7 protein-coding genes are annotated in these 9,251 nt (G+C 75.3%); all 7 read left to right on the top strand.

What is annotated here, in order from left to right; all coding sequences use genetic code 11:
• The first annotated feature begins 185 nt into the window (after positions 1–185).
• The 7 genes from CNX65_RS37815 to CNX65_RS13740 all read left to right on the top strand — a co-directional run bounded on the left by CNX65_RS37815 (position 186) and on the right by CNX65_RS13740 (position 9,239).
• Complete coding sequence (locus CNX65_RS37815; RefSeq protein WP_177154383.1) at positions 186–2,978, top strand: helix-turn-helix transcriptional regulator; 2,793 nt, start codon at positions 186–188, stop codon at positions 2,976–2,978.
• A gap of 52 nt (positions 2,979–3,030) precedes the next feature.
• A complete protein-coding gene (locus tag CNX65_RS13760) occupies positions 3,031–3,939 on the top strand; it encodes an aminoglycoside phosphotransferase family protein (protein WP_096493167.1) in 909 nt (302 codons plus the stop codon).
• A gap of 60 nt (positions 3,940–3,999) precedes the next feature.
• A complete protein-coding gene (locus CNX65_RS37810) occupies positions 4,000–6,030 on the top strand; it encodes an ATP-binding protein (RefSeq protein WP_096493165.1) in 2,031 nt (676 codons plus the stop codon).
• 103 nt (positions 6,031–6,133) lie between these two features.
• Positions 6,134–6,883 carry a hypothetical protein gene (locus CNX65_RS13750; RefSeq protein ID WP_096493163.1) on the top strand — a complete coding sequence of 250 codons (750 nt, stop codon included), beginning with the start codon at positions 6,134–6,136 and terminating at the stop codon, positions 6,881–6,883.
• Positions 6,844–7,689 (top strand): hypothetical protein, encoded by an 846-nt coding sequence (locus CNX65_RS35315; RefSeq protein ID WP_157767632.1) that lies wholly within the window; start codon positions 6,844–6,846, stop codon positions 7,687–7,689. Before CNX65_RS13750 ends, CNX65_RS35315 begins: the two co-directional genes overlap by 40 nt.
• Positions 7,679–8,869, top strand: coding sequence for a CHAT domain-containing protein (locus CNX65_RS13745; protein WP_157767631.1), 1,191 nt, complete (start codon positions 7,679–7,681; stop codon positions 8,867–8,869). Before CNX65_RS35315 ends, CNX65_RS13745 begins: the two co-directional genes overlap by 11 nt.
• Positions 8,870–8,897: 28 nt before the next feature.
• A complete protein-coding gene (locus CNX65_RS13740; RefSeq protein WP_096493159.1) occupies positions 8,898–9,239 on the top strand; it encodes a Pepco domain-containing protein in 342 nt (113 codons plus the stop codon).
• Positions 9,240–9,251 lie beyond the last annotated feature (12 nt).

Genomic DNA, 9,251 nt, shown 5'->3' with positions numbered 1-9,251 from the left:
GCGCACTATTCACCACGGCGAATGGCTTATCTGGACACGCCGTCTCAGCCGCCGTTAAGGTCGGGCCGAATACCGCTATTCGATCGTCGAGCGAGCCGGGCGGGGTCGGCCCCGCCGGTTCGCCCGCTCCGCCGCCGGGGGACGGCCGCGGCGCCACCGGGGGCGAGTCCCGGAGGAGGAGTGGAGTGATCGAGCGGGACCACGAGCTGGGGCTGCTGCGCGCGCTGCTCGCGGACGCGGTCGACGGGCGCGGCGGCGCCGCCGTGGTGACCGGGCCGGTGGCCACCGGCAAGAGCGAGCTGCTGACCGCGTTCGCCGGGCACGCCGCGGAGGCGGGCGCGGTCGTGCTCGGCTCGGTGTCCTCGCGCGGCGAGCGCGACGTCCCGTTCGCCGCGCTCGGCCAGGCGCTCCAGCGGCCATCGACCTTCCCGTCCCGGTTCCCCGAGGTCCTGCGGCTGCTGGACGAGGCCGGGTGGCCCGCCGGGGCGCGGACGGCGCAGGAGCCGCCGCCGCGGGTGGGGCCGCTGATCTCGCGGACGCTGTGGCGCGCGGTGCTGGAGGTGACCGCCGAGCGCCCGCTCGTGCTGGTCGCCGACGACGCCGACCTCGCCGACGAGCACTCGCTGCGCTGCCTGTCGTTCGTGGCCCGCCGGGCCCGCGGGGCGCGGGTGGCCGTGGTGCTGGCCGCGCAGACCGGGACCCGGCGCGCCAACCCGTTCCTGCTCGGCGAGGTGCACCGGCAGCCGCTGTGGCGGCAGGTCCGGCTCGCGCCGCTGAGCGCGGGCGCGGTGGCGGAGGCGGTGGCGCGGCGGTTCGGGGCCTCGGCCGGGTCCGCCGCCGAGTGGCACGCGGTGAGCGGCGGGAACCCGCTGCTGCTCAAGGCGCTGCTGGAGGACGGGGTGGCGCGGGACGGGGGCGGGCCCGCGCCGGGCGAGGCGTTCGCGGAGGCGGTGGGGGCGGTGCTGCACCGGTGCGACCCGGAGCTCGCGGACGTGGCGGTGGCGTGCGCCGTGCTGGACCGGCCCGCGGAGCCCGAGCAGGTGGCCGACCTGCTGGGCGTGCCGCCGGAGTCGGTGCTGGTGCGCACCAGGGCGCTGGACTCGGCCGGGGTGACGGTGGGCGGGCGGTTGCCGCACGCCGCCGCGCGCGCCGCGGTGCTCGCCCCGCTCCCGACCGGGGAGCGGGCCGCGCTGCACCTGCGGGCGGCCCGGCGGCTGTACTACGGCGGCGCGGCGCCCGACGCGGTGGCGGACCTGCTGCTGGCGGCCGGGGACGCGCTGCCGGGGTGGAGCGCGGCGCTGCTGCTGGAGGCCGGGACCGCGGCGCTGCGGGACGACCGGGTCGAGCGGGCGGTCGCGTACCTGGAGCTGGGGGCGCGGGTGGCCGCAGACGCGCGGGAGCGGGTCGCGGTGCTGAGCCTGCTGGTCTCGGCGCACCTGCGCGGCGGCGGGGCGGGGTGCGCGCGGCACGTGGACCGGCTGCTGGAGGCCGCGGCGGAGGGCGGGTTCCCCGGACCGCTGACCCCGGTGGTGTGCCACCTGGTGCGGGCGGGCCGGTTGGACGACGCGGCCACGCTGCTCGGGCGGCTCGCGCCCCCCGGCGGGCGGGCGCCGCTGCGGTTGCGGGTGGAGCTGCCGTTCCTGCGGACCTGGCTGGCCTACCACGCGCCGGGGCTGCCCGCGCGGGGCCCGGAGCTGCTGGACGACGACGACGCGGAGTACCTGCTGCGCGAGGCCGGGATGTCGCCGCACGCGCAGGCGGTGCGGGTGCTGGAGATCGCGCTGGCGGGCGGGGACCCGGAGGAGGCGGTCGAGCACGCCGAGCACGTGCTGCACGGGTGCGCGCTGACCGACCGGAACGCCGAGGTGCTGTTCAGCGTGCTGACCGCGCTGGTGGACCTGGACCGGTGGCGGGAGGCGCTGCCGTGGTGCGAGGCGCTGCTGGCCGAGGCGGGGGCGCGGGACGCGGGGGCGTGGACGGCGGTGCTGCTGGGGGTGCGGGCGGACATCGCGCTGCGGGCCTCGGAGTACGGGGCGGCGATCGAGCACGCGCGGCGGGCGCTGGCGGGGGTGCGCGCGGAGTCGTGGGGCGCGATGGCGGGACGGCCGCTGGCGACGCTGCTGCAGGCGGGGACGGCGTCCGGGCGGCGCGGGGTGGAGCTGCCCCGGCGGCAGGTGCCGGAGGTGACGTTCCGGACCACGGCCGGGTTGCGGTACTGGCTGGCCAAGGGCTGGCAGGACCTGGCGGCGGGCCGGTCGCACGCGGCGGCCACGGCGTTCCGGGCGTGCGGGGAGCTGGCGGTGGCGTGGGGGGTGGACGCGGTGGGGTTGTTGCCGTGGCGGACCGGGGTGGCGCAGGTGCTGCTGCGGCGCGGGAAGACCGGGCAGGCGCGGGCGGTGCTGGAGGAGCAGCTGGCGCGGGCGCACCGGGGCGACGGGCGGGTGCGCGGGGTGACGCTGCGGCTGCTGGCGCAGACCGCGGAACCGGCGGAGCGGCCGGGGTTGCTGCGGGAGGCGGTGGAGGTGCTGGAGCGGTGCGGGGCGGTGGTGGAGCAGGCGCACGCGCTGGCGGACCTCGGGCAGGCGCTGCACCGGCTGGGGGACGTCGACCGGGGGCGGTTGGCGGTGCGGCGGGCGTGGGCGTTGGCGGAGCGGTGCGGGGTGGGGTTGCCGGGCGAGCGGCCGGGGCAGGGCGGGCGGGACGCGCCGGAGGGGGCGCGGGAGGGTGAGCTGGAGGGGGTGGTGGCGGGGCGGGCGGTGGAGGTCAGGCGGTTGAGCGAGGCGGAGCAGCGGGTGGCGGAGCTGGCGGCTCGGGGGGACAAGAACCAGGAGATCGCGCGGAAGCTGTTCATCACGGTGAGCACGGTGGAGCAGCACCTGACGCGGGTGTACCGGAAGCTGCGGGTGACCCGGCGGGGGGATCTGCCGGGGGCGCTGGACCTGCTGGGGGTGGACAGCGCGTTGAGCGGGGTGGTGTAGCGGGGGGCGGAGTGTCTGTGGGCGGGGTGTCGTCGGGTGGGGGGCTGGTCCGGTGAACGCGGCGGGGAGGTGGGAGACGACGGCGGAGCTGGTGCGTCTTCTGGTGGCCGAGGCACATCCGGACCTGGCCGGGTTGCCCGTGCGGCGGGTGGCGTCCGGGTGGGCGAACCAGCTGTGGCGCCTGGGCGAGGACCTGGCAGTGCGCCTGCCGGTGCTGGACGACGAGTCGGCGGGGTTGCTGGCCAAGGAGTTCCGCTGGTTGCCGGAGCTGGCCCCGCGCCTTCCCCTAGCGGTCCCGGTCCCCCTGCGCTTCACCTCGCCTTCCGCCCGCTTTCCCCGCCCGTGGTCCGTGGTGGAGTGGGTCCCCGGAACCCCGGCGGACACCACCCCCCTGACCGCCCCCGCCGACTCCGCGGCCGCCCTGTCCGCTTTCCTGCGCGCCCTGAACCGCCCGGCTCCGCCAGGCGCCCCCACCAACCCGTCCCGCCGCGCCCCGCTGAGCGCCCGCTCCGACGACGTGGCCGCTCACCTGTCGCGAGCGGCCGATAAAGTGGATTCCGCCGCCCTGCAAGACATCTGGTCCGACGCGGTGAGCGCTCCGGAATGGGAAGCCCTTCCGGTCTGGCTGCACGGCGACCTGCACCCCGCGAACGTGATCACCAACCACGGCGCGCTGACCGGCGTGGTCGACTTCGGCGGGATGTGCGCGGGCGACCCGGCGGTGGACCTGTCCGCGGCCTGGAAGCTCCTGCCGCACCGGGTGATCCCGGACTTCCTGGCGACGTGCCCGCACGCGGACGGGGCCACCGTCCGGAGGGCGCGGGGCTGGGCGCTGCTGTCCGGGTTGCTGATGGTCTCGGTGGGGCGGGCCTGGACGCGCGGCGAACCGGGCGGCCAACCCACCTGGGGCGCGGCGGGGCACCGAACCCTGCGGCGGTTGCGCGGGTTGCCGGACGGCTGATCCCCCTCCCCGGCCGGGGCTTCCGGCTACCGTGGTCCTCCCCTACCCCGAGGTGCCCCGATGCCCGAGCCCACCACCCCGCTCGCGTTACCCGCCAAGCCCCGCCGCCTCCCCCCGGAACCCACCAGGTTCGTCGGTCGCGACGCCGAGCTGGACCGCCTCGACGCGGCCCTCCACGCCGCCCAGGCCGAGGGCGTCCCACCGGTCCTGGCGCTCGCGGGCGCCGGAGGGGTGGGCAAGACGTGGCTCGCGGTGCGGTGGGCGCACCGGAACGCCGGGCGCTTCCCCGACGGGCAGCTGTTCGTCGACCTGCGCGGGTTCACGCCGGACGGGGCGCCGATGGAGACCTCCGTCGCGGTGCGCGGGTTCCTGGACGCGCTGGGGGTGGAGCCCTCGCGCATCCCGACGGACCTGCACGACCAGGCCGGGCTCTACCGGAGTCTGCTCGCGGACCGGCGCGTCCTGGTGGTGCTGGACAACGCGGCGTCCGCCGAGCAGGTCGCCCCGCTGCTGCCCGGTGGCCGCTCCAGCGCGGTCATCGTCACCAGCCGCAACGCCCTGCGCCCGCTGTTCGTCCAGCACGACGTGCACCACGAGCGCCTCCCGCCCCTGACCGCCGACGAGGCCGAGGCGCTGCTGACGGCCCGGCTGGGCGCGAAGCGGGTGGCTGCGGAGCGCGAGGCGGTGGCCGAGCTGGTGGCGCTGTGCCGGGGGTCCGCGCTCGCGCTGGCGCTGGTGGCGAGCCGGGCCCGGTTGCGGCCGGGGGCGCCGCTGGCGGGGTTCGCCGCCGAGCTGCGCGAGTCCGGCCTGTCCGCGCTGGACGACGACGACCCGGCGATCAGCCTGCCCGCCGTCCTGTCCTGGTCGTACGACGCGCTCCCGCCGGAGCGCCGCCGCCTGTTCGCGCTGATCGGCCTCTCCCCCGGCCCCGACCTGTCCCGCGAGGCCACCGCGAGCCTCGTCGACCTCCCGCCCTCCGCCGCCGCGCAGGCGTTGCGCGGCCTGGAGGAGGCGTCGCTGCTGGAGCAGGACGACCGGGGCCGCTACTCGATGCACGACCTGGTGCGGGTGCACGCGCTGGCCGTGGCCGACGAGGCGCTGGGCGCGGACGAGCGGGAGGCCGCGCTGACCCGCCTGCTCGACCACTACGCCCGCACCGCCCACGCCTGCGACCGCCTCCTCGCCCCGCACCGCCAACCCCTCCCCCTCCCGCCACCGGCGCGCGGCGCGCTGGTGCGGCCACCGGCGGGCACGGCCGAGGCGATGGCGTGGCTGGCCGAGGAGCACCCGAACCTGCTGGCCGCGCAGGAGAGCGCCGCGGTTGCGGGCGAGCACCACACGGCGTGGCTGCTGGCCTGGGGCGCGGACTCGTTCCACGGCCGCTGCGGCCACCTGCGCGACCGGGTCCTCACCTGGCAGCGGGCGGTCGAGTCGGCCGAGCACCTGGCCGAGCCGATGCCGCTGATCCGGGCCAACCGCTTCCTCGGCCGCGCCCTCGCCCACCTGGGCAGGCACCGGGCGGCGGTGGTGCGCCTGCACAAGGCCCTGGCGCTGGCCGAGGCCGGTGACGACCGCTCGGAGCGCGCCCACTCGCACCGGATGCTGGCGTGGGTGCGCTGCGAGGTCGGCGACGACGAGCGGGGCCTGGCGGACGCCCGGCTGGCCTGCGACCTGTTCCGCGACCTGGACCAGCCGGTGTGGGAGGCGGCGGCCCTGACCTACCGGGGCCTGCTGACCGCGCGCCTGCTCGACCGGGCGGCGGGCCGCGCGGACTGCGAGGCCGCGCTGGAGCTGTACCGGGCCCACCCGAACCCCGACGGCGAGGCCACGACCAGGCACTACCTGGCGGCGATCGAGCACGGCGACGGCAGGCACCGGGAGGCGGTGGGGCACTGCGCGGAGGCCCTGCGGCTGTACCGGGGGCTGCACAACACGAACATGACGGCGGACGTGCTGGAGCAGCTCGGGGAGGCGCACGCGGCGCTGGGCGCGGAGGACGCGGCGCGGGCGGCGTGGAAGGAGGCGCTGGTGCTGTACGAGGGCCAGGGGCGGGAGGACGCGGCGGAGCGGGTGCGGAGAGTCGTGGAGTAACGCCTGGGATCACCGAATCGAGTGAACGCCGCAGTGTTGCGGTCCTCTCGTGGCGCGCTCTCGGCAGGATGCCGGGAACACGGGGCGGGAGGGGAACAAGGCGGTGGGCAACCGGTGGAGCAGGAGCGCGTGGCTGGTGGCGGCGCTCCTGCTCGCGCAACTGGCGTGTCTGGTCGTCGTCGTGGTGTGGACGAGCGGCGGCGGTCCCGGTTCGGATGGGCCGTGGCCTGGCGATCCCCGCAGTGGTGCCGCGCTCGTCGTCTGGTTGTTCGCGCTGCTGGTGCTGCTTTCCGGGATAACCGTGGGCTCGAGGGTGGCCGGGCTGCGCGACCCCGGCCTCCCCCTGCTGATCTGGCTGGTCGGCCCGGTGGTCGCCGCGCTCACCACACCTGACCTGTTCCCGAAGCCCTCCCCACTGGCGCTGCTCACCATGGCGGGACAGCTGGTCTGCCAGGTGCTCGTGCTGGCCCTGCGGCTGCGGGTGGACATGCGCACGCCCGGACTGCGGCTGGTCGCGGAGCGAGCGCGGCAGGGGCGCTGGGAGGCGCCTGATCGGTTGAAGCACTTCCTGGAGGAGGATCAGGGGAAGCACCACGTGCCCCCTTCGGCCCTGCTGCTGGTGAGCGCGGGCACGGCGCGCAGTGAGCTCAGGATCGCCACGACGTACGGCGCTCTCCTGGAAGAGCTGTGGCCGAGGGTCCGCTTGGTGGCCGACCCCCGGTTCAACGCCGGGTGTCCTGGCTGGAGTTCGGCGCGGAATCAGCCAGGGTGGTGGCAGCCTGTTCCGCGAGCGCCGTCCTCGTGCTGGCGGCCGTGGGCGACTGGGCGCTCACGACGACCAGCGCTCTGCTGATGCTCTTCTCGGTACCGACGGCCCGGCGGCTCCTCCACGACGCTCGCACCGCGCAGGCGCAAGCCGTCGACGTCCACGTGCTCGAACTCGTCGAGGCGCTCCACCTGCCGGTACCCGAGTCCAGGTGGCGACTGGCCGCACTGGGCGACGCGCTCACCTCCACCGCACGTGATGTCCCGCTGGACCACGAACGCGACAGCAGACGTCTTTCCCCCGGTGCGGTGCAGGACATCGCCGATCGCCTGGGACGGGAAACCCAAGCACTGGTCATGGAGCAGCGGGAATATCTGGAAATGGTGCTGCGCACGATCCGGGCGCTGCCAGGGGATGTGGCGGAACTGCGTCGCCGGGAAGCAGGCGTCGAGGCGGAGCTGGTGCTCCAGACCGTGGACCAGGCCGTGGAACGGGTGCTGCGCGGACCAGCGGTGGTGGACTTCACCGGTGTTCTCGCGGTTGTGGAGATCTGGGCCGATTCATTCGATCCGCAGATCAACTTCGACGTGCGCCTCGGCCGCTCCCGGCCGATCGGCCACACACCCGTGCTGGCCGACGTGCGCCTCGAAGGCAGCGCGAGCGCGGAGGAAGCGGAGTTCGAACTGGTCGTGGACTGCTCCACCGCGCAGGTCTCCCCCAGGAGGTCCCGGCTTGAGGTCAGAGGTGAGTTCCCCGCGCACCAGGTCGTCTCCCTCTTCCCCTTCGACGACGAGCGAACGACGCACGAGGTGTGGGTGCAGCTGTTCCAGTCCGGCCGCTTCGCGCAGGCGCTGTCGTTCACCGCTTCCCCGGAGCTCGACGATGACCGCTGAACCCCCAGCCGTCTCCGTCAGGGTCGAGCACGCCGGCGCCGGTTTCTCCGTCGCGTTCCACTCCGCGCTCTCCCCCGGCGCGCCGCAGGTCCTGCCGATCGTGGACCGGGGTTCGGTCGCCGAGGCCCGCGACCGGTTGAAGCTGGGACTCACCCGGATCAAGGACCTGATCACCGCGCTGGACGTGCACGCCGACGTGCTGCCCGCAGTGGCGGAGGAGTTGGGCAGCACCGCGCGCCAAGTGCTGCTGGTCCTGTTCGGTCCGCACGGAGCCAGGCTGCTGACGGCGTTCTGGCAGGAGGCGTTCCCGGACTGGGCGTCCGGCCGCCGGGTGCCGGTGGTGGAGTGCGTCGGCGACGTGACCGGGTTGCTCCCCCTGGAGTTCCTCCCCGTGTTCGACCTGCACGCCCTGGCCGTCCCGGTGACCGGGCACGCGGATTTCGTCGAGCGCTGCCGATCGCTCATCGGTTTCGCCTGCGTGGTGCGCCGCGCCGTCCTGGTGCGAACCCCCTCGGACGGCAGGGGCGAGGTGCGACCGCTGGACGGCCGGGTGCTGGTGCGCTACCTGCACGACGGGTCGCTGCCCGGCAGCGGGGTCGAACGCGCCTGGTTCGAGGACGCGGTCGGCTGGGTGGAACTGCGCGGCCCCCACCCCGGTGAGAGCGAGACGCCGAAGGAGGTCGCGCGCGCGATCACGCGTGCCGGGGAGTCCGGGCGAGGTGACCACGTGCAGCACTTCTCCTGCCACTGCGACACGACCGGGGACAGCGCGCTGCGCTACGAGCTGTCATTGCGCGGCGAAGGCGGCTCGGTGCGCCTGACCCTGGGCGAGTTGGGCGAGGCGTTCATGCTCGGCGATGACCGGGAGGATGCGCCCCTGCCCTTGGTCTTCCTCAACGCCTGCGGGTCGTCCACCGTGGACCCCAAGACCTCGCTGTCCTTCCCCCAGCTGTTCCTCGAGAACGGCAACCGCGGTTTCCTCGGCACGGAGATCGCGATCCCGGACGAGGAGGCAGCCGCGTTCGCGGTCGCGTTCTACCGGTCGTTCCTGGTGGAGGGCGTGGGTTTCGGGCGTTCGGTGCACCGGGCGCGGGAGACCCTGCTGCACCGGCACGGCAACCCACTCGGGCTGGCCTACTCGGCTTACGGCAACACCGACCTGGCCGTCGTCAGGGAGTGAGCACCAGCGAGCGAAGGGAGCGAGCACGATGACCGAGGACAACGAGAGCACCATCAGGCTGCTGGGCCTGGAAGAACCCGAACCGGGCAGGGCCGAGAGGTCGGGGCGCAGGCGGGAGGAGTTCCGGTACGAACGCAGCGAGATCCCCGTCGAGGTGTTCCGGCGCAGGGTCGAGGAGTTCCTCGGCTCGGTACGCGAGGTCGTCGCCGGGCTGTCGGCGACGGCGGGTGACTACCACCTGGACCAGGTGCAGGTGTCGGTGGAGATCAGCGCCAAGGGGCAGCTGTCACTGCTGGGAACCGGCGGCGAGTTGGCGGGCAAGGGAGGCATGGTGTTCACGTTCAAGCGAGGCTCCGCTCCCGAAGCATGAGCCTCAGCGCTA

The sequence above is a fragment of the Actinosynnema pretiosum genome, from assembly GCF_002354875.1.
GTDB lineage: Bacteria > Actinomycetota > Actinomycetes > Mycobacteriales > Pseudonocardiaceae > Actinosynnema > Actinosynnema auranticum.
The sequence above is the reverse complement of the archived record's forward strand: the minus strand, read 5'-3'. Positions and strand labels throughout refer to the sequence as shown.